This is a genomic window from Mesorhizobium sp. M0778 (genome assembly GCF_040320105.1).
In the GTDB taxonomy this organism is placed as follows: Bacteria; Pseudomonadota; Alphaproteobacteria; order Rhizobiales; family Rhizobiaceae; genus Mesorhizobium.
In genome coordinates this window covers 276535-299174 of record NZ_JAMYPA010000003.1, presented here as the reverse complement: position 1 = coordinate 299174, position 22640 = coordinate 276535, and the positions used below count along the sequence as shown (strand labels likewise).

General features: G+C 63.4%; 30 protein-coding genes. 22 read left to right on the top strand and 8 right to left on the bottom strand.

The window, feature by feature from the left end:
• Nucleotides 1–56: 56 nt before the first annotated feature.
• The 4 genes from uxuA (at nt 57) to NKI22_RS07090 (ending at nt 3881) form a co-directional block, all read left to right on the top strand.
• Entirely contained in the window at nt 57–1256 is a 1200-nt protein-coding gene (gene uxuA / locus NKI22_RS07105) for a mannonate dehydratase (RefSeq protein WP_352715944.1), read from the top strand.
• Nucleotides 1253–2167, top strand: coding sequence for a PfkB family carbohydrate kinase (locus NKI22_RS07100; protein ID WP_352715941.1), 915 nt, complete (start codon nt 1253–1255; stop codon nt 2165–2167). Before uxuA ends, NKI22_RS07100 begins: the two co-directional genes overlap by 4 nt.
• A 100-nt stretch (nt 2168–2267) precedes the next feature.
• Complete coding sequence (locus NKI22_RS07095) at nt 2268–3050, top strand: SDR family NAD(P)-dependent oxidoreductase (RefSeq protein ID WP_352715938.1); 783 nt, start codon at nt 2268–2270, stop codon at nt 3048–3050.
• Nucleotides 3051–3119: 69 nt separating this feature from the next.
• Nucleotides 3120–3881, top strand: a complete 762-nt coding sequence (locus NKI22_RS07090; RefSeq protein ID WP_352810387.1) for a GntR family transcriptional regulator — start codon at nt 3120–3122, stop codon at nt 3879–3881.
• 182 nt (nt 3882–4063) lie between these two features.
• Here NKI22_RS07090 and NKI22_RS07085 read toward each other — a convergent pair whose 3' ends face one another.
• Together NKI22_RS07085 and NKI22_RS07080 are read right to left on the bottom strand one after the other, a co-directional pair.
• Complete coding sequence (locus NKI22_RS07085; RefSeq protein ID WP_280940403.1) at nt 4064–4192, bottom strand: hypothetical protein; 129 nt, start codon at nt 4190–4192, stop codon at nt 4064–4066.
• A 6-nt stretch (nt 4193–4198) separates the two neighbouring features.
• Nucleotides 4199–4411: a DUF2934 domain-containing protein gene (locus NKI22_RS07080; protein ID WP_352590413.1), complete on the bottom strand. Its 213-nt coding sequence runs from the start codon at nt 4409–4411 to the stop codon at nt 4199–4201.
• Nucleotides 4412–4629: 218 nt separating this feature from the next.
• On the opposite strand from NKI22_RS07080, the gene NKI22_RS07075 reads away from it, so the two are divergent.
• From NKI22_RS07075 to NKI22_RS07035, 9 genes are all read left to right on the top strand, one after another.
• Nucleotides 4630–5028, top strand: a complete 399-nt coding sequence (locus tag NKI22_RS07075; protein ID WP_352715930.1) for a hypothetical protein — start codon at nt 4630–4632, stop codon at nt 5026–5028.
• Complete coding sequence (locus tag NKI22_RS07070; RefSeq protein WP_352715927.1) at nt 5025–6245, top strand: NRAMP family divalent metal transporter; 1221 nt, start codon at nt 5025–5027, stop codon at nt 6243–6245. The genes NKI22_RS07075 and NKI22_RS07070 overlap by 4 nt, the downstream gene beginning before the upstream one ends.
• Entirely contained in the window at nt 6245–6607 is a 363-nt protein-coding gene (locus NKI22_RS07065; protein ID WP_352715925.1) for a hypothetical protein, read from the top strand. Before NKI22_RS07070 ends, NKI22_RS07065 begins: the two co-directional genes overlap by 1 nt.
• The gene (locus NKI22_RS07060; protein ID WP_352937244.1) at nt 6607–6933 is read left to right on the top strand and encodes a hypothetical protein; all 327 of its coding nucleotides are present in this window, start codon (nt 6607–6609) and stop codon (nt 6931–6933) included. Before NKI22_RS07065 ends, NKI22_RS07060 begins: the two co-directional genes overlap by 1 nt.
• 46 nt (nt 6934–6979) lie before the next feature.
• A complete protein-coding gene (locus NKI22_RS07055) occupies nt 6980–8266 on the top strand; it encodes an SDR family oxidoreductase (protein WP_352715920.1) in 1287 nt (428 codons plus the stop codon).
• The gene (locus NKI22_RS07050) at nt 8266–8739 is read left to right on the top strand and encodes a DUF2269 family protein (protein WP_352715917.1); all 474 of its coding nucleotides are present in this window, start codon (nt 8266–8268) and stop codon (nt 8737–8739) included. Before NKI22_RS07055 ends, NKI22_RS07050 begins: the two co-directional genes overlap by 1 nt.
• 271 nt (nt 8740–9010) lie before the next feature.
• The gene (locus NKI22_RS07045; RefSeq protein ID WP_352715914.1) at nt 9011–9739 is read left to right on the top strand and encodes a hypothetical protein; all 729 of its coding nucleotides are present in this window, start codon (nt 9011–9013) and stop codon (nt 9737–9739) included.
• Nucleotides 9736–10131 (top strand): phage holin family protein, encoded by a 396-nt coding sequence (locus NKI22_RS07040; RefSeq protein ID WP_352590405.1) that lies wholly within the window; start codon nt 9736–9738, stop codon nt 10129–10131. Before NKI22_RS07045 ends, NKI22_RS07040 begins: the two co-directional genes overlap by 4 nt.
• Nucleotides 10128–11042, top strand: coding sequence for a hypothetical protein (locus tag NKI22_RS07035; protein WP_352590402.1), 915 nt, complete (start codon nt 10128–10130; stop codon nt 11040–11042). Before NKI22_RS07040 ends, NKI22_RS07035 begins: the two co-directional genes overlap by 4 nt.
• A 311-nt stretch (nt 11043–11353) precedes the next feature.
• Here the strand turns inward: NKI22_RS07035 and NKI22_RS07030 are convergent, their stop codons facing one another.
• The 3 genes from NKI22_RS07030 to NKI22_RS07020 form a co-directional block, all read right to left on the bottom strand.
• Nucleotides 11354–11875 (bottom strand): ferritin-like domain-containing protein, encoded by a 522-nt coding sequence (locus NKI22_RS07030; protein ID WP_352482843.1) that lies wholly within the window; start codon nt 11873–11875, stop codon nt 11354–11356.
• Nucleotides 11876–11956: 81 nt separating this feature from the next.
• Nucleotides 11957–12388: a zinc-binding metallopeptidase family protein gene (locus NKI22_RS07025; protein ID WP_352590399.1), complete on the bottom strand. Its 432-nt coding sequence runs from the start codon at nt 12386–12388 to the stop codon at nt 11957–11959.
• Nucleotides 12389–12397: 9 nt separating this feature from the next.
• Nucleotides 12398–13483: a M20/M25/M40 family metallo-hydrolase gene (locus NKI22_RS07020; RefSeq protein ID WP_352715909.1), complete on the bottom strand. Its 1086-nt coding sequence runs from the start codon at nt 13481–13483 to the stop codon at nt 12398–12400.
• Between the two features lie 452 nt (nt 13484–13935).
• On the opposite strand from NKI22_RS07020, the gene NKI22_RS07015 reads away from it, so the two are divergent.
• From NKI22_RS07015 to NKI22_RS06975, 9 genes are all read left to right on the top strand, one after another.
• Nucleotides 13936–14034: a pyrroloquinoline quinone precursor peptide PqqA gene (locus NKI22_RS07015; protein ID WP_352482840.1), complete on the top strand. Its 99-nt coding sequence runs from the start codon at nt 13936–13938 to the stop codon at nt 14032–14034.
• A gap of 87 nt (nt 14035–14121) precedes the next feature.
• Nucleotides 14122–15054 (top strand): pyrroloquinoline quinone biosynthesis protein PqqB, encoded by a 933-nt coding sequence (gene pqqB, locus NKI22_RS07010; RefSeq protein ID WP_352810378.1) that lies wholly within the window; start codon nt 14122–14124, stop codon nt 15052–15054.
• Nucleotides 15051–15809 (top strand): pyrroloquinoline-quinone synthase PqqC, encoded by a 759-nt coding sequence (gene pqqC, locus NKI22_RS07005; RefSeq protein ID WP_352715904.1) that lies wholly within the window; start codon nt 15051–15053, stop codon nt 15807–15809. Before pqqB ends, pqqC begins: the two co-directional genes overlap by 4 nt.
• Entirely contained in the window at nt 15806–16102 is a 297-nt protein-coding gene (gene pqqD, locus NKI22_RS07000; protein ID WP_023716589.1) for a pyrroloquinoline quinone biosynthesis peptide chaperone PqqD, read from the top strand. The genes pqqC and pqqD overlap by 4 nt, the downstream gene beginning before the upstream one ends.
• Complete coding sequence (gene pqqE / locus NKI22_RS06995; protein WP_051409553.1) at nt 16072–17217, top strand: pyrroloquinoline quinone biosynthesis protein PqqE; 1146 nt, start codon at nt 16072–16074, stop codon at nt 17215–17217. The genes pqqD and pqqE overlap by 31 nt, the downstream gene beginning before the upstream one ends.
• Nucleotides 17218–17409: 192 nt before the next feature.
• Nucleotides 17410–18588 (top strand): lanthanide ABC transporter ABC transporter substrate-binding protein PedA1, encoded by a 1179-nt coding sequence (locus tag NKI22_RS06990; protein ID WP_023716591.1) that lies wholly within the window; start codon nt 17410–17412, stop codon nt 18586–18588.
• Nucleotides 18576–19544, top strand: a complete 969-nt coding sequence (locus NKI22_RS06985) for a PQQ-dependent catabolism-associated beta-propeller protein (RefSeq protein WP_023716592.1) — start codon at nt 18576–18578, stop codon at nt 19542–19544. Before NKI22_RS06990 ends, NKI22_RS06985 begins: the two co-directional genes overlap by 13 nt.
• On the top strand, nt 19541–20266 hold the full coding sequence (locus NKI22_RS06980; RefSeq protein ID WP_023716593.1) for a lanthanide ABC transporter ATP-binding protein PedB/LutE: 726 nt from the start codon (nt 19541–19543) through the stop codon (nt 20264–20266). The genes NKI22_RS06985 and NKI22_RS06980 overlap by 4 nt, the downstream gene beginning before the upstream one ends.
• Complete coding sequence (locus tag NKI22_RS06975) at nt 20263–21066, top strand: lanthanide ABC transporter permease protein PedC (RefSeq protein WP_023716594.1); 804 nt, start codon at nt 20263–20265, stop codon at nt 21064–21066. Before NKI22_RS06980 ends, NKI22_RS06975 begins: the two co-directional genes overlap by 4 nt.
• Before the next feature lie 116 nt (nt 21067–21182).
• On the opposite strand, the gene NKI22_RS06970 is transcribed toward NKI22_RS06975, so the two are convergent.
• From NKI22_RS06970 to NKI22_RS06960, 3 genes are read right to left on the bottom strand one after another with little or no spacing between them, the layout of a single operon-like run.
• On the bottom strand, nt 21183–21482 hold the full coding sequence (locus NKI22_RS06970) for a hypothetical protein (protein ID WP_352958319.1): 300 nt from the start codon (nt 21480–21482) through the stop codon (nt 21183–21185).
• Complete coding sequence (locus NKI22_RS06965) at nt 21463–22341, bottom strand: cytochrome c oxidase assembly protein (RefSeq protein ID WP_352482832.1); 879 nt, start codon at nt 22339–22341, stop codon at nt 21463–21465. Before NKI22_RS06965 ends, NKI22_RS06970 begins: the two co-directional genes overlap by 20 nt.
• Nucleotides 22338–22640, bottom strand: coding sequence for a hypothetical protein (locus NKI22_RS06960; protein ID WP_352958317.1), 303 nt, complete (start codon nt 22638–22640; stop codon nt 22338–22340). Before NKI22_RS06960 ends, NKI22_RS06965 begins: the two co-directional genes overlap by 4 nt.

Here is a 22640-nt window from a genome sequence, read left to right as displayed (position 1 = left end):
CATGGTAGCATCCAATACACCACCGGTCATCGGGGAATTCCGCAGTTGGGGGTCGAATGGAGCAGACGTGGCGATGGTTTGGCCCGGGCGATGCGGCAACGCTTGCCCATGCCAGGCAGGCCGGCGCGACCGGCATCGTGACGGCACTGCACGACATCCCTTACGGCGAAGTCTGGCCGATCGACGCCATCAGGCACCGCCAGGCGCTGATCGAGGCGGATCCGGCGATGGGCCTGAAATGGAGCGTCGTCGAGAGCGTCCCCGTGCACGAAGACATCAAGCTCGGCCGCGGCGATCTTGACCGGCTCTACGACAATTTCAGGCAGACCTTGCGCAATCTCGGCGCCTGCGGCGTGCGCACGGTCTGCTACAACTTCATGCTGATCCTCGACTGGACCCGCACAGACCTGGCTGCGCCGCTGCCGGGCGGCGGACGGGCGCTCCGCATGAACATGCACGAGCTTGCCGCATTCGATTGCTACATGCTGCAGCGCAAGGGATCGGAGCGCGACTATGCGTCCGATGTTCTCCAGCGGGCAAGCGAATGGTTCGAGACGACGCCGGACACGGCAAAAGAGCGTCTGCTCGCCAACATCATGGCCGGCCTGCCGGGCGCCTTCAAGCGCTACGACATAGCGGAATTGCGCGAAGTGGTTGCCGAGCAGTCGAGCCTGTCGCACGACGGGCTGCGCGAGAACCTCGTCCGTTTTCTCGAAAACGTGTTGCCGGCCGCCGAAGAGGCGGGCGTCACGCTGGCGATCCACCCGGACGACCCGCCGCGCGATCTCGTCGGCCTGTGCCGGATCGTCAAGAACGCCGACGACATTGCCTTTATCCTGGATGCCGTGCCATCGGCCCATAGCGGCCTTACTTTGTGCACAGGGTCGCTGGGCGCCAATCCGGCCAATGACCTGCCTGCCATCGCCAGGCGCTTTGCGCATGGGGTCAAGTTCGTGCATCTGCGCAATGTCAGCAAGGACCCGGACGGCTCGTTCATGGAATCCGAGCATCTGAACGGCGATGTCGACATGGTTTCGGTGGTCTCGGTCTTGCTCGACGAGCAGCAACGCCGTCGCGACGCCGGTGAACCGGCGGCGCTGCTGCCGTTTCGCCCGGATCATGGCCACGAGCTGATCGATGACGCCGCGCGGCACACCCATCCCGGCTACCCCGTCGTCGGCCGTCTTCGCGGCCTTGCCGAACTGAGAGGCGTGATGACGGCGATTGCCCATCAGCGCGGCTACCGGCTGCAATGACGGCGCCCCGCCTGCTCTGCGTCGGCGCGCTCACCTACGACACGATCTTGCGCCTCGATGTCCTGCCCTCCGGCGCCGGCAAGTTCCTGCCAAGCGAGGCCGTGCAGATCGCGGCCGGCATGGCGGCCAGCGCCGCCGCGTCGGCCAGCCGCCAGGGCGGGCAGGTCTGGCTATGGGCAAGCGTCGGCGACGATGCCGTCGGCCGCGATGTCATTGGCCAGATGGAGGCGGAGCGGGTCGACTGTTCGCTGGTGCGCAGGGTCGAGGGTGGCCGCTCGGCCATTGCCACGATCCTGGTCGATGCCGCCGGCGAGCGTATGATCGTGCCCTTCTACGATGCCGTCACGCAAGCCGATCCGGACCGCCTTCCACCCGCGGATTTTTCCCAGTTCGACGCCGTGCTGGTCGATGTCCGCTGGCCCGGAGCCGCCGCCCTGGCGCTGGCGAAAGCTCGTGAATACGGCATTCCGGCGGTCCTTGACGCAGATGTCGCGTCGCGACCGGTGCTGGACCGGCTGCTGCCGATCGCCTCGCATGTCGTTGCTTCGCTGCCGGCGGCACGCATCCTTTGCGGTTCGGAGATATCCGCCGGTTCTGCCGTTGCTATCCTCGGCGAACGGACCGGCGCCTTCGTGGCCGTCACCGATGGGGCGAACGGCACCGCGTTCCAGCACCCGGGTGGCAATGATGTCCGTCACCTGCCGTCGCCGCGGGTCGAAGCCGTCGACACCCTGGCGGCAGGCGACGTGTTTCACGGCACCTTCGCCCTCGGTCTGGCCGAAGGTTGGGACGAAGAGCGGGCCATAGCAGTGGCCAGCGCCGCCGCCGCGCTGAAATGCCTGCGCTTTGGCGGACGTCTTGGCGCACCGACGCGCGCGGAAACGCTGGCATTCCTGCAAGGATTGGCATGATGCCGAACACGCTTGGGCGGGCTCGGCGGAAAAGAGCACGTTAAGTGGCGCCCGATCGACTACCATGGTAGTCGCTGCGCAACTGTTATTGGGAGGATAAATGGCTGAATTCAGAAAACGCGCGCTGGTTACCGGCGCGGCCATGGGCATCGGCCGTGCCGTCGCCGAAAGGCTGGCCGAGCAAGGCGTCGACCTTATCCTGTTCGACCGGGCGGGCGATCAGCTGGATGAGGTCGCGGCGCAGCTTTCGGCGCGCGGCGTGACCGTGCGCACCGTGCTTGGCTCAACCGCCGACACAGAAGCCTGCGGCCGCGCCGTCGAGCTTGCCCGGTCCGCGTTCGGCGGGCTCGACATGCTTTCCCACAATGCCGGCATCCAGCGTTACGGAACGGTGGAGACCACAGACGAGGCGCTTTGGGACGAGGTGATGAACGTCAACCTCAAGGCTGCCTACCTGCTGTCGCGTGCGGCGATGCCGCTGCTGCGCCAAAGCCGCGGTGCCATCGTCCATATGAGCTCGGTGCAGGGCCTGGCCAGCCAGGAAGGGGTTCTGGCCTACAGCACGGCCAAGCACGGCCTGATCGGCCTCGTCAAATCGATGGCCGTCGACTACGCCCCCCTCGGCGTGCGCGTCAATGCCGTTGCTCCGGGCGCCGTCGACACGCCGATGCTGCGGGATGCGGTCAAGCTCAACGACAACCCCGACGAGATACTGCGCATCCTCGACAACATGCATCCGCTCGGCCGCACCGCCCGGCCGCAGGAGATTGCCGCCGTCGTTGCCTTCCTGCTGTCCGACGACGCTTCCTTCGTCACCGGCGAGGTCGTGCGCGTCGATGGCGGCCTGCTGGCGCGCATCGGCGGTTCTCCGCGCAAGGAATAACGCCGGCGCTGCTGCTCGTAGGCATTTCATGAACGGCTTGAAACTGCAGAGCCTATAAGGGGATCGCCGATGGCAGGGCTTTTGGGAATGCGGACCCTCACCGAGGGGCGGCTGGGCGAAACCGGCCCCGGCGCTTCAGTTGCGGCCAGGACGTTCGAGGTCCTGCTCGACCAGATCCTGACCTTCCGCCTGAAGCCGCACGAGCTGATTTCTGAAAAGGCGATGTCGGAAGCCCTCGGCGTGAGTCGCACACCTGTCAGGGAGGCGCTCGCCCGGCTGGCCGGTCTTGGCTTGATCGACATCTATCCGCAGCGCGGCAGCATGGTGGCGCCGCTCCGGATCGCCGATCTCGAGAAATCGCAGTTCCTGCGCGAATCGCTCGAAGTCGGCCTGATCAATCGTGCGGTCGAGAGCCTGCGCCGTGCCGACCTGCTTGCCGTGCTCAAAGGCGAACTGGCGGTCCAGGAGACGTTCGCCTCCATTGCGGACGACAGGCGCTTCTTCAAGTCGGACGAGCTGTTCCACCAGCACATCGCCAGCCATGCCGGGTTCCCCGGAATCTGGGCCGACATCAGCGCGGCGAAGCTGCACATGGACCGCTTCCGCTTTCTGTCTTTCCCGCGCCTCGACAGCATGTCGGTGGTCCTCGGCCAGCATCGGCGGATTGTCGATGCGCTCGAGCAGGCCGACGCGCTTGCGGCAGAAGAAGCAATGCGAACGCATCTTCGCCGTATCTTCGAGGTCCTCGAAATCGTCCAGGAGCGCTATCCCCATTATTTCGAGGCAAACGGCAGCGTGAGCCCGCCGTCAGCCGGCTCAATCCAAGCCTGAGCCTTTCTTGCGCGCTTCCGAAGGCGTCTTGGTCTTGCTGCCGGATTTGTCGGAAGCTGGCTCGGCTTTGCGATTTTGACCCTCGCCGCCTTGCTCCTTGCGGAGCTGCTTTTCCACTGTCGATCGCGATCCTTCGGCAGGGTCCTGTTCAGGATGAGTATCGGTTCCCGCCATGTCAGCTCCTATCCATTCTGATCTATTGCATGCGGCGTGGGCTGAGCTCCGCCACTGGTTCTGTCGCGTCCGATCATCAGCCAGGCGGCGAACAGCACGACCAGTACGACCACGATCCAGGCGACGAGACGAGGCATTGGACCTCACTTCCCCCGCCGCTTGCTGCCGCGCGCCTCTGGATTGGAGCCGGCCCCGACCGTTGGATCGGGCACGACCGGACCGCGTTCGGCCTCGGAACCCTCGGCTTCGATCTCCTGCACGGCCTGATCCCAATGCTCGCGCTCGCGTCCTTGCGGACGGCCTTCGCGCTCCCAGATCTCATGGGCTCGCTGCCTGATACGCTCTTCCCTGTCCATGGCCTTTGCCTCCTCATCACCTAATCCAGCGGTCGCTGGTTTGTTCCGCGCTGCCAGCGCCGTTCATCCGGTTCAGTTGACGTGATTACCGGGCGCTCTAGATCAAACTTCACGCCGAAGTCGCTTGGTGCGGGGAGAACAATCGTGTGGCAGCAACGCTACAAGCACGTATTGTAAATGCCGTTACAGCCGTCGGTCTTCGACCAGACCGCCTGTGCTTGCTGCTGATAATATCTGTACTGACGGCATGCACGCCTTCCGACCAGGTCGAGCAGCAGTCGAAAATCGCGGCTTCCGCCACACAGACCGCATCGCTGGTTCTGGAGGCTTGGATCGCTGGGGCAGCCCCTTCGAAATACACGTCGCGCACGTTGCAATCGGTCGGCAAGGCGCTCGCCGATGCCGGTGCGCAAATCCAGTCCGCCAAGTCGCCTGAGCCCAGCGAGCAAGCCGGTCTGACGACGGCGGTCGGACAGCTTTCGGCGGCGGTAACACGCGCAGCGACCGCAGTGCAGAACGGCAACCGTTCGGACGTGGAACACGCGCAACAGGATCTGCGGGCCGCCGCCGCCGATCTGAGCGCGTCCTACGCCAGATATTTCGCGCCGAAATCATGAAGAAGCTACTCGAAATATCGCTCGGCGTCGTCACCAGCGTTGGCGGCTTTCTCGAGGTCGGATCGATGGCGACCGCAGCTCAGGCCGGCGCGGCGTTCAGGTTCCAGCTGATATGGGCCGTCGTCCTGGGCACGATCTGCATCATCTTCCTGGTCGAAATGGCCGGACGCTTCGCCGCCGTCAGCCATCACACCATCGCCGACGGGATCCGGGAACGGTTTGGCTTCAACGCCTTTCTGTGGCCGCTGCTTGCGACTTTGCTGGTCAACTTCCTGGTCATGGCAGCCGAAATCGGCGGTGTTGCCATTGCGCTCGAGCTCGCCACCGGCATCGGCTTTCAGTGGTGGGCGCTGCCGGTCGCTTTTCTGGCATGGCTGTTCCTTTGGAAAGGCACGTTCGGATTCATCGAAAAAGGTGTCGCGGTCCTCGGGCTGGTCACGCTGTGCTTCGTGGTTGGCGCCGTCATGCTGAAGCCCGATTGGGGGCAGGTTGCGGCCGGTGCCGTGCCCACTCTGCCCGAGCACGATGCGGCCAATTACTGGTTCATGGCGGTCAGCATTCTTGGTGCGTCGATCTCGCCCTATCTGTTCATGTTCTATTCGTCGGGAGCAATCGAGGATCAATGGGACAAGAGCTATCTCGGAGCCAATCGGGCCATTGCCGGCTTGGGCATGTGTTTTGGCGGCACAATCTCGATCGGTGTGTTGATTGTGGCGGCGCTCGTGCTGGCAGCGCACGGCATTGAGCAGATCGACGACTACCACCAGCTGCCGCTGATGCTGATTCCGATCTTCGGTTTCTGGGGGTTCGTCCTGTTCGTTGCTTCACTAGGCATCGCTTGCTTCGGTGCCGCGCTCGAAATCGGCCTGCAGCAAGCGTACCTTGTGGCGCAGGGTTTCGGCTGGACCTGGGGCGAGGACCTGAAACCGCGCGACGATCCCGGCTTCAGCACCGTCTATACGATCTCGTTGTTTCTCGCCGCCATTCCGATCGCATTGGGTCTCGATCCGCTGAAGCTCACCATCTTTTCCATGGCTCTGACGGCCGCCAGCCTGCCGCTGACCGTGGTTCCGTTCCTCTTCCTGCTGAACGACGAGCGTTATGTCGGCGAGCACCGCAATGGCCTGATCGCGAATGCCGCGGTCATCTTCATCATAGCGCTCGGTTTCGTGCTCGCAGTCGTGACTATTCCTTTGCAGATATTCGGAGGCACTTGATGGATTTGCTGCGCGACATCCTGGACAAGCAAGTGGTCGACCGCGAGCAGGTCAAGATCGGCAAGGTGGACGGGCTGGTGGCCGAACTCGGGCCAGGCAAGCCGCCAAAAATTATTGCGGTCGAGCTCGGTTCGATCACGCTGGCGCGCCGGCTTGGCGAGCGGCCCGGGCGCTGGATGGCGCGGCTTGCGGCAAGGCTCGGCGGCAGGCGCCATGCCGAGCCGCACCGCATCGCATGGAACAAGGTGCGCGACATCGGCGTCGACATCGAGTTCGATATCGACGTCCGCGAAACGGCGATTTTCGACTGGCAGAACTGGCTGCGCGATCATGTCATTGGGCGTATCCCGGGAGCTGGGTGATGGCCACCGTCAATCTTGAGCAATTGGCTGGCAGGAATGTGCTTTCGCAGCGCGGCAAAAGCATCGGCCATATCGAGGAGATACGCGCCGAACCGGATGGCGATGACCTCGTGGTTACCGAGTACCATGTCGGCATCTACGCAGCATTCGAGCGCCTGTCCGCTTCGGCCATCGGCATTGCGGTCCTCGACGTCTTTCGAATGCGCAGTCGCGACAGCATATACCGCATTCCCTGGGCCAAGCTCGACATCTCCGATCCGGCGCGGCCGCGGTTGTTATGCACGAAGGAAGAACTTTCCGCTATGAAGGGGAGTATAGGGCGATAAGCGGGAATGAACGACACTTTCCCGCCGTCGGAGAATGGGGTCCAGTGTGAAAGTTCTGGTTGCCGGCGCCACCGGCCTGATCGGTGCCTCGGTCGTCGCACGCCTTCTTTCCGAAGGGCATGAGGTGATCGGCTTGGTCCGCAGCTCCGGCGCAAACCGGGCCGGCAATTATCAGTTGCTGGTGCTGGACATGGCGGTGGCGCTGCAGCCCGAAGACTGGTTGCCGCATCTCACGGGCATCGACGCCGTCGTCAATTGTGCCGGCGTTCTGCAGGACAGCCCCCGTGAAAAGACGCGGGAAGTCCATCGCGATGCGGCGGCAGCACTCTTCCTCGCCTGTGCGCGGGCAGGGGTTGCCCGGGTGATCCACTTCTCGGCGATAGGCGTCGATCGGACGCAGCCTTCGACGTTCTCGGCGACGAAACTGGCCGGCGACCAAGCGCTTATGGCGCTTGATCTGGACTGGGTGATCCTGCGCCCGTCCGTGGTGCTCGGGCGGCCGGTGTTTGGAGCCAGCGCATTGTTTCGGGGTCTCGCCTCGCTGCCGGTGCTGCCGTCCATGCCCGACACCGGCCGGCTCCAGGTGGTACAACTCGACGACGTGGTCTCAACCGTCGTCTTCCTTCTCGCTCCCGCCAGTCCGTCTCGCGTCGTGCTGGAACTTGTCGGTCCCGAACAGCTGAGCATGGACGAGGTCGTCGGCAGCTATCGCCGATGGCTCGGCTGGGCTCCGGCAGTTAGCTTTGTCTTGCCGGCGGCTGTTGCAAGGCTTCTCTACCGCCTCGGCGATCTTGCCGCGATGTTCGGCTGGCGCCCACCAATGCGTACCAACGCGGCCAGGGAGATCGCCCGAGGGGCGGTTGGAGATCCCTCCAACTGGACCGCCTTGACCGGCATACGGCCGCAAACCCTGGCGGGTTTCCTCGCGCTCAATCCGGCAACGGTGCAGGAAAAATGGTTTGCCCGGCTGTATTTCATCAAGCCTGCGATCTTCGTCGTCCTGCCGTTCTTCTGGATCGCGACGGGTATTGTGTCGCTGACCACCGGCTATAACGGCGGCATCGATCTGATGCAAAGCACAGTGGCTGGCATCTTGTCGGCGCCGATCGTGATCGCCGGCGCTCTGGCCGACATCGCCATTGGCGCGCTCATAGCTTGGCGGTCGACGACGCGAAAAGGCCTCTATGGCGGCATCGCGCTCTCGCTCCTCTACTTAGCCGTCGGAAGTTTCCTGCGCCCGGAGCTGTGGAACGAACCGCTTGGGCCGTTCCTCAAAGTGTTGCCGATCCTGGTGCTGCACTTTGTAGCCTTGGCAGTGCTGGAGGAGCGTTGATGGACTATTTCCTGCTGAAATTTCTGCATGTCATCGGCGCGGCCGTGCTGCTTGGCACCGGCGCCGGCATCGCGTTCTTCATGCTGCTCGCCCACAGGACGGGCAATACGGCAACGGTTGCGGCGGTGGCGCGCATGGTCGTCGTAGCCGACTTTCTTTTCACAGCGACGGCCGTCGTCGCGCAGCCGCTGACGGGCGCCGCGCTCGCCTGGCAGGCAGGCTACTCGCTGTCGGAAGGTTGGATCGTGCTTTCGATCACGCTCTATATCTTCACCGGAATGTTCTGGCTCCCGGTCGTCTGGATGCAGATGGAGATGCGCAAGCTGGCCTCGCAAGCCGCCGCTGCAGGCGCGCCGTTGCCGCCACGCTATCATCGGCTCTTCTGGCTGTGGTTCGCCTTCGGCGTCCCCGCCTTCGCTGCCGTACTCGGAATTTTCTGGCTGATGATCGCGCGGCCAGCAATCGAGTGGTAGGTCGCAGGCAGGTCCCACTGCGATAATGCGCAGTCAAGGCACTGCGGAAAAATTCCGGCCCATGCAGCACGAATATCTGCCGGAAAGGAACTGCGCCTCGACCCGTAAGTCGCACCGGAGTCCGGTCCCGTATCATTCCCAACCGCGCGCTCACCGCCATCGGCACAGGACAAGATCCCGTCTTGAGGCGGGTTAGGCTTCGCTTACCAAAAAAGATGACGTCCGAGGGAACACGGGAAGCACAGGCAAGTTCGGTGCGCAGTGGAGGAGATTGCGCCATGAACAGTGTTATTTATCTCATCGGCCTCGTCGTCGTCGTGCTTGCGATCCTCTCCTTCCTCGGATTCCACTAGGAGACACCATGCAGGACCAGGACGATCAGGGCCGTCAGCCGGCCGATTTCGAGACAGCCAGAAGCGAGCTTTCGGAAAGACTACAACGGGAAAAGCAGACCGCAACGGAAGCGCTCCACGATGCGCGTGACGAGATCACCAGGAAAGCCGGAGATTACGCATCGGAAGCAAAGCAAGCATTGTTCAACAAGGCGGAGGGAACGCAGCGCGACGTGAGCGCCAACCTCAAGGCCTTCAGCGGCGCATTGCGCGCGGCAAGCGAGCATCTTGCCAACAATGATCAACGGACCGCTTCGAAATTCGCCCTTGACGCCGCAGGCGGGCTCGAGCGGCTTTCCTCGTCCCTGAAGGATAAACCGTTCGACGAGGTGCTTGGCGAAATTCAGTCGTTCGGCCGCAAAAACTCGGGCGCGCTGATCGCCGGTTCGGTATTGGCAGGCCTGGCGTTGGGACGGTTCATCAAGAGCTCGCCACCCTCTGCCCAAACCGGAGCACCGGGCCAGTCGGAAACAGGCCGGGCGCCCGAGACGGGTCCTCGCTCGAATGAGTTCGGATGGCGATCGGCAGAGGCAGTTGAGCCGGCCCCGCTAGGATCCGATCAGTCCGGCGATGACTGGGCCAATGCAAGCCTGGAGCGAAACCCATGACTGACAATCAGGACACTCGCAGCCTGACAACCCTTGTCAGCGATCTGGCACAGCAGGTCACAACACTGCTTCAAACCGAAAGCAGGCTGTTGCGGGCTGAAATGTCGGAAAAGGTAAGCAAGGTCGGCGCCGGCGCCGTGGAGGTAATGGGAGGCGTCATTTGCCTGCTTGCCGCCCTGATGGTGCTTTTGCAGGCGCTGGTGATTGCCTTGGCGAGCGCCGGCCTGGGAGCCGGATGGTCCTCGCTGCTCGTCGGCGTCGTGGTGGCAGTACTGGGCGTCATACTCTTGCGCTCGGGCAAGGCAAGCATGGCTCCCTCCGAGTTGACCCCCGACCGGACACAAGACCAACTTAAACGCGACGCACGCGTGATCAAGGAACAGATAAGATGACCGAGAAATCCGCAGCCGAGTTGGAACGCGATGCTGATATTGCGCGCGCCAGAGTGGCAGATACCGCAGACACGATCCGCAGCAAGATGACACCGGGCCAACTGATCGACGAATTCACCGGGATGTTCAGCGGCGAGGGATCCGCCATGCTCAGCAATCTTAAGACTCAGGTCAGGGACAATCCGTTGCCGCTTACATTGGTCGGCGCGGGCCTAGCCTGGCTGATGCTTGGCAAGGGCACGTCGGTAGACAGTTCAGCACTTGATGCCTATTCGACCGGCAGGGAGCCTGACGGCACCCGAAACTTCTCTGACCAGAGGGGCTTGGGCGGGGCCTGGCAGGACTCACGCGGCGATGAGTACGGTGCCGAGGGCGAAGGTTCCGCCGGCTCCATGCTCTCCGATGCCGCTCGTTCGGTTGCGTCCGTGGCAGGCGGTGCGACTGAGGCTGTGGCAGACGTTGCGAGCGGCGCCAAAGAAAGATTGAGAAGCACAGCCGGGCAGGTCGGCTCGGCCGCCACCGATATGACGGGGCGGGTGCGGCAGTCGGCGCAGGACCTGTTCCAGCGCGAACCTCTGGCAATGGCCGCGGTGGGCCTTGCCGTGGGCACAGCCATCGGCGTGATGCTGCCTCACACCGCCGCGGAAGACGCGCAACTCGGCCCTTACCGCGACAAGCTTCGTGACAGTGCCGAAGAAGTCGTTGAAGAAGGCGTGGAGCAAGCCAAGCAGGTTGCCGCCGAAGCATATGAGACTGTAAAGGAAGAGGCTGACCGACAGGGTTCCAGCGGCGACGCCGAGACGTTGGTCGACCGCGTCGAGAAAGTCGTGAAAAAGACGGCAAGCAAAACCGAGGAAGCCATTCGCGATCGTTTGCCGGAGACCGACGAGTCTCCCAAATCGACGTCATAGCGCTGCCACCGGTCGTTCCTGGTGATTTCGACCGCGGGTCGCCTTGCGGTGGGAACATCGAAGTCGGCCAGGAGTCCGCAACCTTCCGCAGACAAATGGGATCGCGGCGTTCAAGCCATCAGAACCGGGGCGCTCCGATCCGTTCGGATTCTTAGCTCTGAATCCGTTCGGTTCTTCGGGCTCCAAGGAAGCGTGTCTGGCCGACGCGTGGCGCGCGGTCCTTAGCAGCACTTCCGATCCCAGAAAAAACAACCACCCGGTCAATTCGGCTGGGGTGGTTGTCAGGAATTCCTCTTCCCCAGCGGGGCGGCCTAACTCTTGGCGGTCTCTCCCGCCTCACGCAGCCTGGCGTATTGCAAGGTGACGGCGCGAAGGTTCTGCTTCAACCAGTCGGCCATTTTTTCTTCTTCGCTGAGATTTTGCTGAAGAGAGTTGGTTGCCTGACTAAACCCTCCGGCTTCGGCGAGTACGAGCAATGAGTTGTAGGCGGCGATCTCGTAATTTTCGAATGCAAAGTTGGCGAAGCTGTTCTTGAGGATTTCGTCGCCGGCTACGGAATGTCCCATCGCCGCCATGCTGCCGACCATCGACATGGCCGTGTCTTTCAATGTGGAATGGTCCTCGCCGAGGCCATCCAGAATGGATTCCAGCCGGGCGATCTGCCCTTCGGTCTCCGTGATATGCTGCTGCAGGCGATCGGCGACCTGCGGATAGTTCTCGATCCGCTTGACCTGAGGCTTCATGATCGAAAGTGCCTGGTTCTCCATGGCGTGGGCGTTGCGCAGCCCAACAATGAAGATCGAACGGGTTTCGGAGTTGACGTCAGTGTCCATAGGATTTCCTCGCGATTTGATTTGTAGAACCAAACCTCGGCTTCGCCGATTTGTTCCTGGCGAGATTTGATGGACTCGTACCTATCCTTGCTCTTTAAGCAGCGCTGCACAAACATCGCTCACGACCTGCGGCAGGACGTCGAAAGCATAGCCGATGTGAAGCCGCTCAGGCGGCGTGTGGTAGTCTCGTCCCCACGGACCGATATTGATGGTGGGAATGTTGGCTAGCCCACCTGACTTCGGCCAGCGAATGCCGTCCCGCCACATCGGCGTGTTGCGGGCGACGACCTTGAGACCGGACTCGGCCGCCTCGCCAAAGAAGCTCATATCCGAGATGCCGGCGAAATAATCCGCACAGCCGATTGCCGAGCCATAGCGGGCGCTTGCGTCGGCCGCGACGTCCGAAGCGATCGCCCGCAGCCGCGCCGCTGCCGGCCGGTCCGAAAGGTTCGTCGGCAAGTAAGGTATCGAGCCGAAGCCGGTGACGATTGCCGGTCCCGGCAAGCGGCTCAATCGCCATGCCTAGTCGGTGACCAGCCGGCATTGCTCCGGCAGTGGAAGATCGCGGGCGGCAAGCGAAGCCCCAACGGCGCCAAGCCTCGATCTTGCCTCCGCGTCGAGACGGTCCAGCACTGCCTCGTAACGATGCAGGGGGATTGTTTCGAGGAGATCGATCGCGGCGCTGCCGTGCTGGAAGTGCCGCCGCCGCTTCAACTCCGCCAGGCAGGCCGAAGCAGCATCGGCGCAAAGCCGGTCGAAGCGTTCGAGCACCTCATCCGGCGTCCGGCGATAGCTCAGCACGTTGAAGGTGGCGAACGCCGCAGCCGGCGTGGTCACGTCATAGCCGGACTTGCCGTCGCGAATGCTGAGCAGACTCGGCGGTGTACCCGGAAGCGACCGGGAGTCGTCGGTCAGCTCCGATGCCCATTCCACCCGGGCGGCTATGGCCGCGGCAATGGTCGCCGCATTCAGGCCACTCAACGGAAAGCCGCTATGCGCGGGAACGCCGACGACATGGGCCGTCGGAAGCAGCTTGCCGACCGTTCCAAGCGCGATGACGCGACCCTTGCTGCCGTCCCCGTCGTCGGCGATCGCATCGAGATTGATCGCCGCGAAAATGTCCAACTCGTGCTCGCCGGCTATCTCGGTGAGAACCTGTGCCGCTTTGCGCGCACCGGCAGAATTGTTCTCTTCGTCGGGAACCGCGGTAAACAGAAAGTTTCCCGCCGCGTTGGTGCTTTCGGCGAATGCGGCGCAAACCGCCAGCCCGGCGGCCAAACCGGCCTTCATGTCGAGCAGCCCGCGGCCGGCGAGAAACTCCCCCGAGGCGAAGTCGTCCCGCGCCCGCCTCACGGCAGGCGCCTCGGCCATGGCCAAAGTTTTTCTTAGCGCTTGGGTGAGTTGTTGCGGCTGGGTGGCCAGATCCTCCAGATCGCCATAGTCGCGCGTCGTGACGGTGTCGTAGTGACCGGTCAGCACGATGGTGGCGCGGCCAGTACCGCGGACCAGCATCGCCACGCAATGGCGGCCATCTTCCGGCTCGACCTCTATGGTCCAGGTTCCGCGTGGCGAAACGCGGCTTCGCGGCGTAACTCGTCTGCCAGCCACGGGCCGAACGAGGCTTCGCCGCCGGTCCCGGTGACGCTCTTCTGCTCGGTCAATGCGATGGCCCAGCGCATGGCGCGCCCGGACAGGCTGCTTTTCGCCTCACCGTTCATCATTGTGCCCGATACAAGATGCAGGAGAACGAGCTTAGCGCCAGCAGGGCGATTTCCTCAAGAGTTGCGTTGCGCCGGCTTACATCCTCCTGGCTTCGTCAGAAGCCGGTTGTTTCACCGGGGCTTGCTTCTGGTCACAGGTGGCCGGCCGATGCTGTAAGCTTCGCGCGAACATCCGCCACCCCGGTTCCGCTTTCGGTTGATCTGTCTTTTCTTTGACGCGAGCGTCCGACGCCCAATCCGAAAGAGCACCCCTCGCATACCCTGTCGGGAACAAAGCTTGGGCTGCGTGCTTATGGGATTGGCTGCGGTATTTCCAAGGCAGCCAGATCGGAGAAAGACATGAAGAAGAAGACTTGGAAGAAGCCCGTCATGTGCGAAGTCGCGGCGGGAATGGAGATATCGCGCTATTTGCCTGCCGAAATCACCACAAAGAAATGACATTACGCAACCGGCGGGTACGGCATCGGCTGTGCTCGACCGGTTCGCGACATTGCTGGAATAGAGAAACGCGGAGTTTGTCACGGCGTGTGGATTAGGATCATCGGCTCCGCCGCGGGTGGCGGTTTTCCTCAGTGGAACGCCAACGACCGGCTGAACAGGGCCGCGCGGGCGGGTAATCCTGGGGTCCGCCCGCGTCTTCAGACGAGTGTTGCGGCATCTCCAGACGGGCGACGCTGGGTGCTTTTCAATGCCTCTCCCGATATCCGCCAGCAGATTGCTGAAAACCCTGAACTCCAACCGCATCCGGAGATGTCGGCACGCGCCACACCGCTGGGAGCCGTCGTCCTGACCGGCGCCGAGATCGACCAGATTTCGGGGCTCCTCAGCTTGCGTGAGCGGCAACCCTTCGCTCTTTATGCAACGGAGGAGGTTCTGGCGGTTATCGCCTCCAATTCGATCTTCGATGTCCTCGATGCTCAGATTGTTTCGCGCCGCTGCCTTCCTCCTGAAGGCTTCATCGATCTTTGCGATGCCGAGGGCGCGGAAATCGGCATCCGCATCGAGGTGTTTTCCGTTCCTGGCAAGGTGGCGCTCTTTCTTGAAGATGGCGGCCGACAGGATCCGGAGCTCCGTTCCGCCGATGGCGGCACGATCGGGGTTCGTCTGATGGAGGGGAGCCGCTCGCTGCTCTTCATTCCCGCTTGTACAGCCGTCGATGAATCGCTGCGGCAACGGATTGCCGGCGCCGACATGGTTCTCCTCGACGGCACAGTGTTCACGGACGACGAGCTGATCACGGCCGGCGTGGGCGTGAAGACCGGCGCGCGCATGGGACACATCGCCATGTCCGGACCGAACGGTGCGATCGCATGTCTGAACCACCTGCCGGTCGACCGCCGGATTTTCATCCATATCAACAACACAAATCCGGTTCTGGACGAGGAATCGCCCGAACACGCGGCGGTGCGCGCAGCTGGATGGGAGATTGCGCAAGACCGGATGGAGCTCATGCTGTGAACGATTTTTCCGACGTGGTCGGCCGCGGCCTCAATGAACAAGATTTGCGCACAGTCCTTCTGCAGGTCGGCCGCGAGCGTTATCACAACCGACACCCCTACCATCGCAGAATGGTGGAGGGAGCGATGTCGAAGACCGAGCTGCAGGCCTGGGCGCTCAACCGCTACTGCTATCAGGCGGCCATTCCGCGCAAGGACGCCACCATCCTGTCCCACGCCGAGGATCCGGCATTCAGGGCCGCATGGCGCAAGCGCATCGAGGACCATGACGGCGAGGACGGCCGGAGTGGCGGAATTGCGCGCTGGCTGCATCTCGCGACGTCGCTCGGCCTTGAGTCGGAAGAGGTGAAAAGCCAAAGGCTGGCGCTGCCGGCAACACGCTTCGCGGTGCAGGCGTATGTCAATTTCTGCGCGTCCCATACGCTGCTCGAAGCAGTTGCTTCCTCCCTCACCGAACTCTTTTCGCCCGATATTATCGCAGAACGCGTGCCAGCGATGCTGGCGCGATACGACTTCGTCAGGGCCGACACGCTCGCCTATTTCGATCGGCGGCCCGATCAGGCCGCACGCGATTCCGATTTCGCGCTGGGCTACGTGCTTCGCTATGCCGACACGCCGGAACGTCAGCAGAAGGTTGTCGACGCCATGGTCTTCAAGTGCGATGTGCTCTGGGCGATGCTCGACGCGCTCGACTACGCATATGGGCATGACGGCGTCATACCCCCTGGCTGCTTCCGGCCGGAGACCAACGGATGACAGCGGACCGCCGGAGAGGGATTGTATCGGCGCAATCTCGCCCGCGCCTCGCGCCCTATGTACGCCTGCGTTTCGATCCCGTCCGGAATGCCTGGGCGGTGCTGGCACCCGAGCGCGTTCTGTGGCCCGATGCAATCGGACTGGACATCCTCCGGCGCTGTGACGGCAAGACGTCAATCAGTGCCATCGTGAGGGAGCTTGCTTGCGAATATGACGGTCAGGGCCAGGAAATCGACGCCGACGTCGGCGCCTTCCTGCAGGAATGGGCAGACCGGCTGTTGGTGCGGCTGTGACGCAGGCGCCGTTCCCTCCGATCGCGATGCTGGCTGAGCTGACGCATCGCTGCCCTCTGCAGTGCCCTTACTGCTCCAATCCCATTGATTTGCTGAAAGCCGACCGTGAAATGGAGACGGAACGCTGGCTCGACGTGTTCGAGCAAGTGGCGGCTATGGGCGTTCTTCAAGTGCATCTTTCGGGCGGCGAGCCGACGCTGCGCCGGGACCTCGAACAATTCGTGTCAACGCTGTCGCAAACCGGTGTCTACACCAACCTCATCACGGCCGGCGTCGGCCTTGCCGGCATCCGTCTGGAAGCACTTGCCAGCGCGGGGCTAGACCATGTTCAGGTGAGCTTCCAGGGTGCCAATGCCGAAACCACCGCGCGGATCGGACGCCATTCCGGCGCCCACGCGCAAAAGCTCGCTGCCGCCAGACATGCGCGGGCCCTCGGACTGGCGCTGACGATCAATGCGCCGATCCATCGGCACAACATCGCGGAAATTCCCGATTACATCGACCTGGCGCTCTCGCTCGGCGCCGAGCGGCTGGAGATTGCCAACGTGCAATATGCCGGCTGGGCGTTGCTCAATCGTCGCTATCTGCTGCCCGACGGCGCCTCGATAGAGCATCAGGTCGCGACCGTGGAGGCCGCACGGGCACGTCTTGTCGGCGTGCTGGAGATCGATTTCGTGGTGGCGGATCATTTTGCGACCTATCCCAAGCCCTGCATGGGCGGCTGGGGGCGCGATGCTTTCGTCATCGCACCGGACGGCTTGGTGCTGCCCTGTCATGCTGCGATGACCATTCCATCGCTGCGATTCGAGCGCTTCGGCTCTCGGCCGCTGGCCGACATTTGGCGGGACTCGCCGGCATTCAACGCCTTCCGTGGGACGGACTGGATGCTGGAACCCTGCCGCAGCTGCGAGCGCCGTGATGTCGACTGGGGCGGCTGCCGTTGCCAGGCGCTGGCGCTGGCCGGCGATGCTGCGGCGGCCGATCCCGTATGCGTCAGGTCGCCCCTCCATGCCCGGATGGCGATGCTGCTCGAGGAGACGCTTCCGCCGTCCGATGCGAGGACCGGCGGAGACCTCATCCCGCCCTTTGCCTTTCGCCGTATCGGCCGCACATGATCTCGATCAAGAGTCCGGGGCTACCCTCGTTCTCACTCGGCGGCTGGAAGGAACAGTCAAGGTGAGGCCGATCCAGATCTGACCAGCCGTCACCACAAGGCCGTGAATATCCAGAGTGGAACCTTTTCAATGGCGGGGAATTAATCCAACTCCGCCTCGGTCAGTCACTGCGGGAGAGGGAGCTGCAGCGGAATGAGGCTGGCGCTTGCTGTTCTTGCCCTGTTGCTTTTCGTCGCTGCTCCCGGTCTTGCCGAGCCTCAGACGGTGGTAATCGGCTATCTCGGCCAGTCGCGCAAGCCGCCCTTACAGTTGGGTCCGCTGGACCAGTTCGCGACAGATGACGGGCTGCAAGGCGCACGTCTTGGCATCGCCGACGACAATACGACCGGGCGCTTTCTCGGCCAGCATTTCCGGCTGGAGGAGCGAGTGCTGAAGCCCGCCGAGACGGCATCGGACGCGATAGGCCAGTTCGCTGGCGCCGGCCTTGCGTTTGTCGTCGCCGATCTTGACGCTGTGCCGCTCACGCAGGCGCTTGCGGCGCCTGGCGCCGAGAAGATGCTGCTGTTCAACAGCCGCGCTACCGACGATGCGCTGCGCCAGCAGGACTGCAGGAAGAACCTGCTACACACCATTCCAAGCCGCGCCATGCTCGCCGACGGCCTGGCGCAGTACCTGGTGTGGAAGCGCTGGCAGCGCTGGTTCCTGCTTGTCGGCACGCATTCTGCCGACCAGGCGATGGCCGCCGCTTTTCGCCGCGCGGCGCAACGTTTCGGGGCCGAAATCACCGTCGACCAGCCATGGACGTTCCGTCCGGCGAACGGACGCGCTGATACCGGCCATGTCACGCTGCAGTCAGAAATACCGGCCGCCACGCAGGTCGCCGATTACGATGTATTGGTCGTCGCCGACGAGGCTGACGAATTCGGCGCCTATCTCGATGACCGCACGGCACTGCCGCGACCGGTCGCCGGCACGCAAGGGCTGGTTGCGGCCGGTTGGAGCGCCGTCACCGAGGAATGGGGAGCGACGCAGTTGCAGGACCGCTTCCGGAAGCAGGCGGGGCGATGGATGACGCCGAGCGACTATGCCGCCTGGCTCGCCGTGCGCAGCGTCGGCGAGGCCGCGACGCGGCTGCGCAGCGTCGATCCGTCAGCCATCGCCGGCTACATGCGCGGCGACGATTTTCTTCTCCCCGGTTTCAAAGGCCAAGGGCTCAGTTTTCGTCCATGGGACGGGCAACTGCGGCAGCCGATCCTGATTGCTGGGCCTCGCCTGCTGGTCTCCGCCTCGCCGCAGCCCGGCTTCCTGCATCAGCGGACGCCGCTCGACACGCTTGGCATCGATCTCGAGGAGAGCGCATGCCGCTTTTGACCGCAATCCTCCTGGTGGTGTCCGTGCTTATCTCGGTCGGTCCTGTTGCTGCCGAAACCGTCTACGTGTCGAACGAACAGGACAATGCGGTTGCCGTCGTCGACGGGGCAAGTATGAGCCTCTCGGCAACGATCGACGTCGGACGGCGGCCGCGCGGACTGGCGCTTTCCATTGACAAGAAGACCCTCTTTGTCGCTGTCGGCGACGACAATCGCATCGATGTCGTCGACCTTGCCAAGAGACGAGTGGTCGGCCAACTGCCTTCGGGAGCCGATCCGGAATTCTTCGTCGTGCATCCCGACGGCAAGCGGCTGTTTGTGGCCAATGAGAACGACAATCTGGTCTCGGTAGTGGAAATCGCCTCGGCCAAGGTCATCGGCAACGTCGATGTCGGTGTCGAGCCCGAGGGAATGGCGGTCAGCGCGGACGGCCGTTACGTCGCCTGCACCTCGGAGACGACGAGCATGCTGCATCTCATCGACGCCGGCACGCTCGATCTCGTGGATAATTTGCTGGTCGACACGCGACCGCGCGCCGCGGCGTTCTCCCCGGACGCAAAGCGGCTTTGGGTCTCTTCCGAGATCCGCGGCACGGTGACGGTCTTCGACACCTTAACACGGGCTGAAACCGGCAAGGTCCAGTTTGAGGTGCCGGGTATTCGCCGCGAAGGCGTCCAGGCCGTCGGCATCGAGATGTCGCGTGACGGCGGCACTGCGTATGTCGCGCTGGGTCCCGCAAACCGGATCGCCGAGATTGACACGGCCACGCTGGCGGTGCGCCGCCTTTATCTTGTCGGCCAGCGGCCATGGCACGTCGCGCTGGCAGACGATCAGAGACGCCTATTCAGCGCCAACGGCAATTCCGGCGATATCTCGGTCATCGACCTTGAGAATGAAGAGGTGGTCAAATCGCTGCCGGTCGGGCGCGGTCCGTGGGGCGTCGTGGTTGGGCCATGAAAGCGCTGTCGCTCGACAATCTGGGGCACAGTTTCAAGGACCGGCGGGTGCTCGACGCTATCTCCTTCTCGGTCGAGCAGGGCAGGATGTGCATCCTGCTTGGTCGCAACGGCGCCGGCAAGACCACCTTGTTCTCGCTGATTACCGGTCTCTATCACGCTCGTTCTGGCTCGGTGCAAGTGTTCGGACACGCCATGCGCACCGACCCTGCGACCGCGCTCGCCCAGATGGGCGTCGTCTTCCAGCAGCAGACGCTCGATCTCGATCTCACGGCGGGCGAGAACCTACGCTATCACGCCGCCCTGCATGGTCTTGCCGCCGACGTTACCAAGGTCCGAACACGCGAGGAACTCGGCCGCCTCGAAGTCCTCGACAGGCTCGGCGATCCCATCCGCTCATTGTCGGGCGGCCAGCGGCGGCGTGTCGAGATCGCCCGTGCGCTCATGCACCAGCCGCGCCTTCTCCTGCTCGACGAGCCGACCACCGGACTGGACGTGCCCGGGCGCCGGGCACTGGCGCAGCATGTTCGCGGCTTATGCCGCGAACGCGGCATTGCGGTATTGTGGGCGACGCATTTCCTTGAGGAGGTGACTGCCGAAGATGATGTTGTCGTGCTTCACGGCGGCCGTGTGCGATGGGCAGGCCGCGCCGATCGCATTACCGCCGAACTCGGCGTCGGCAGCATGGCAGACGCGTTCGCTCGCTTGACGGAGTCGGCATGATAACCCGTCATGCGCTGCGGGCGCTCATCGGCATCTTGCAGCGAGAACTGCTTCGCACGCTGCGCCAGCGCGGCCGCCTGATCTCGGCGATTGCCCGGCCATTGGTATGGCTGGCCATCTTCGCCGCCGGCTTCCGCTCCGTGCTCGGCCTGTCGATCACGCCGCCTTACCAGACTTATGTGCTGTATGAAGTCTATGTGGTGCCCGGGCTGGCCGCGATGATGCTGCTGTTCCACGCCATGGCCAGTTCGCTGGCAATGGTCTATGACCGCGAAATGGGCAGCATGCGTCTGTTGCTGACCGCGCCGCTGCCGCGCTGGTATCTGCTCGGCGCTCGCCTGCTCGCCAGTGTGGTCGTCGGCCTGCCGCTCGTGTACCTGTTCTTGCTGATCGCGCGCTACTGGGACGTGCGGCCACCGATGCTCGGCTATCTCGCGGTTCTGCCGGCGCTGGTGCTGTCCGGGCTGATGCTTGGCGCCTTCGGCCTGCTCGTCTCGTCAGTATCGGCCCAGATGGAGAATTTCGCCGGGGTGATGAACTTCGTCATCTTTCCGATGTTCTTCGCCTCGACCGCGCTCTATCCACTGTGGCGACTTGCCGAGGCTGGTCCGGTGCTTGCGACGGTCGCAGCGCTGAACCCGTTCAGCCATGCAGTCGAGCTGATCCGCTTCGCGCTCTATCTGCGCTTCGAGCCGGTCTCATGCCAAGTAGTTCTGGCCTGCCTCGTCGTGTTCTTCCTCGCCGCGGCGGCCGCTTATGATCCCGGTCGTGGCCTGTGGTCGCGACGCGGCGAGCAATGACTTTCATTTGAGCGAATAGAGGTAGGCAGCCACGTCCCGCGCCTCCTGCTCGGAAATTCTGGTCGAAGGCATTGCCGTATGCGGGCTGATCTCCCTTGCCGCACGGATCCAGCGGATCAAGTTTTCCGGCTTGTTGTACAAGACGCCGCCGACGTAACCCGGTTGGCCAAGCTGGCGTCGAGGCGCGGGCCGACCAGCCCTTGCGCTCCGGGAACGCCGGTGATGGTGTGGCAACCGGCGCAGCCATTGGCCATCATGATCGGTATGGCGCGGGCGCCGACACCGCCGGTCGCATCGTCGGCCTTCTGCTCGACCCGACGGCTTTGCTCGAAGTACAACGCAATCCCGGCCAGGGCTGCAACGAGCACGACAATTACCGCAGCGCCGATTATGGCTTTAGACAGCGTGAAGCGCATGCGGCGCCTCCTTTCGGCTGCTCGAGCGGATCCACAGGCCGGCCAGCAGCAACGCCGCGCCGCCATAGATCAGGCCGGCCGGAACCCACATCACCAAACCGGCGAGTTGCTGGTCCTCGAGCGGACTAAGGCTCCACAATTCTGCGCCGGCGGCGTTTTCCGGGTACCACAGCCTTGGCGAGACCAGCAGCAGCACTCCGAGCAGGCCGGTGTGCAGCGAGGTGAAGAAAAGGTGCATGACCGCGCTGCCATAGGCTTGTTCGCGGCCGGGGCGCGGCAGCAGCACCCACCAGAACAGCAGGCCGCTACCGAGGAAGCTGGCATGTTGCGCATAGTGCAGGGCACCCTGTCCAAGCGCTGCCTCGAACAGGGCCGGAACGTGCCACGCCCATATCGCGACGCCGTGCAGGACGGTGGCGGCTGCAGGGCGGCTGATGGCGACCCAAACCGCTCGCAGCATCTTGGCGTGCCCGGCTGTGCCCAGCGCCTGCCGCAGCTTGATCGGCAATGCCCACATCATCGCCGCGGCCGGACAGGAGGCGACCAGCAAGGGCGCCGCCACCGCCATCAGCAGCTCATGTTCGATCATATGGGCGGTGAAAACGCGCTCACCCAATGCATGGAGCGGATTGACCAGCGCTGCTGCCAGAATGACCCAGCCGGCCGCGAACAGCAGGGCTTGCCACAGCCGCAACGGGCGGCTGCGAGCACTCCGCCGCCACAACCGAGCGGCTCCAGCGGTGTAAAGCAGTGCGATCGCTGCCAACGGCAGCGTAATTGGCAGCGCCAGCGTCCAACCGGCCTGAGGGGCGCCGGCACCGTAGCAGATGGAGGTCGAGAAGAGCGCCTCGAAGCTCATCGTATGCAGCCGTCAAGAATGAGCGAGGCAGCGCCCTGCATGACGATTACCAGCGTAAACAGCACCGCGCTTAGAATACTGACATTGGCGACGAAATCTTCGGTGCCGCGCGTACGCTCCGGTCTGAAGGCGGCGCCGCCTTGCTGTCGCGCCCGCCACGAAAGCGCGCCGCCGAGCAAGGCCAGCACCGCCAACACCAACGCAATGACGGGGATGATCGCAATCCTGTGAGCGCACTGCCACTCGACAACCGCGTAGTTCAGTTGCGTCGATACCGCCCAGGCCAATGGCCCCGACAA

What these genes read in the sequence shown, in the direction of transcription:
- pqqD (WP_023716589.1), top strand. Translation starts at nt 15,806, where the DNA reads ATGACAGCGGACCGCCGGAGAGGGATTGTATCGGCGCAATCTCGCCCG.
- NKI22_RS06975 (WP_023716594.1), top strand. Translation starts at nt 20,263, where the DNA reads ATGATAACCCGTCATGCGCTGCGGGCGCTCATCGGCATCTTGCAGCGA.
- NKI22_RS07035 (WP_352590402.1), top strand. Translation starts at nt 10,128, where the DNA reads ATGACCGAGAAATCCGCAGCCGAGTTGGAACGCGATGCTGATATTGCG.
- NKI22_RS06970 (WP_352958319.1), bottom strand. Translation starts at nt 21,482, where the DNA reads ATGCGCTTCACGCTGTCTAAAGCCATAATCGGCGCTGCGGTAATTGTC.
- NKI22_RS07060 (WP_352937244.1), top strand. Translation starts at nt 6,607, where the DNA reads ATGGCCACCGTCAATCTTGAGCAATTGGCTGGCAGGAATGTGCTTTCG.
- NKI22_RS07040 (WP_352590405.1), top strand. Translation starts at nt 9,736, where the DNA reads ATGACTGACAATCAGGACACTCGCAGCCTGACAACCCTTGTCAGCGAT.
- NKI22_RS06965 (WP_352482832.1), bottom strand. Translation starts at nt 22,341, where the DNA reads ATGAGCTTCGAGGCGCTCTTCTCGACCTCCATCTGCTACGGTGCCGGC.
- NKI22_RS07090 (WP_352810387.1), top strand. Translation starts at nt 3,120, where the DNA reads ATGGCAGGGCTTTTGGGAATGCGGACCCTCACCGAGGGGCGGCTGGGC.
- NKI22_RS07030 (WP_352482843.1), bottom strand. Translation starts at nt 11,875, where the DNA reads ATGGACACTGACGTCAACTCCGAAACCCGTTCGATCTTCATTGTTGGG.
- NKI22_RS07085 (WP_280940403.1), bottom strand. Translation starts at nt 4,192, where the DNA reads ATGCCTCGTCTCGTCGCCTGGATCGTGGTCGTACTGGTCGTGCTGTTC.
- NKI22_RS07050 (WP_352715917.1), top strand. Translation starts at nt 8,266, where the DNA reads ATGGACTATTTCCTGCTGAAATTTCTGCATGTCATCGGCGCGGCCGTG.
- NKI22_RS06985 (WP_023716592.1), top strand. Translation starts at nt 18,576, where the DNA reads ATGCCGCTTTTGACCGCAATCCTCCTGGTGGTGTCCGTGCTTATCTCG.
- NKI22_RS06990 (WP_023716591.1), top strand. Translation starts at nt 17,410, where the DNA reads ATGAGGCTGGCGCTTGCTGTTCTTGCCCTGTTGCTTTTCGTCGCTGCT.
- NKI22_RS07100 (WP_352715941.1), top strand. Translation starts at nt 1,253, where the DNA reads ATGACGGCGCCCCGCCTGCTCTGCGTCGGCGCGCTCACCTACGACACG.
- NKI22_RS07065 (WP_352715925.1), top strand. Translation starts at nt 6,245, where the DNA reads ATGGATTTGCTGCGCGACATCCTGGACAAGCAAGTGGTCGACCGCGAG.
- NKI22_RS07080 (WP_352590413.1), bottom strand. Translation starts at nt 4,411, where the DNA reads ATGGACAGGGAAGAGCGTATCAGGCAGCGAGCCCATGAGATCTGGGAG.
- pqqE (WP_051409553.1), top strand. Translation starts at nt 16,072, where the DNA reads ATGGGCAGACCGGCTGTTGGTGCGGCTGTGACGCAGGCGCCGTTCCCT.
- NKI22_RS07095 (WP_352715938.1), top strand. Translation starts at nt 2,268, where the DNA reads ATGGCTGAATTCAGAAAACGCGCGCTGGTTACCGGCGCGGCCATGGGC.
- uxuA (WP_352715944.1), top strand. Translation starts at nt 57, where the DNA reads ATGGAGCAGACGTGGCGATGGTTTGGCCCGGGCGATGCGGCAACGCTT.
- NKI22_RS07015 (WP_352482840.1), top strand. Translation starts at nt 13,936, where the DNA reads ATGAAGAAGAAGACTTGGAAGAAGCCCGTCATGTGCGAAGTCGCGGCG.
- NKI22_RS07070 (WP_352715927.1), top strand. Translation starts at nt 5,025, where the DNA reads ATGAAGAAGCTACTCGAAATATCGCTCGGCGTCGTCACCAGCGTTGGC.
- NKI22_RS06980 (WP_023716593.1), top strand. Translation starts at nt 19,541, where the DNA reads ATGAAAGCGCTGTCGCTCGACAATCTGGGGCACAGTTTCAAGGACCGG.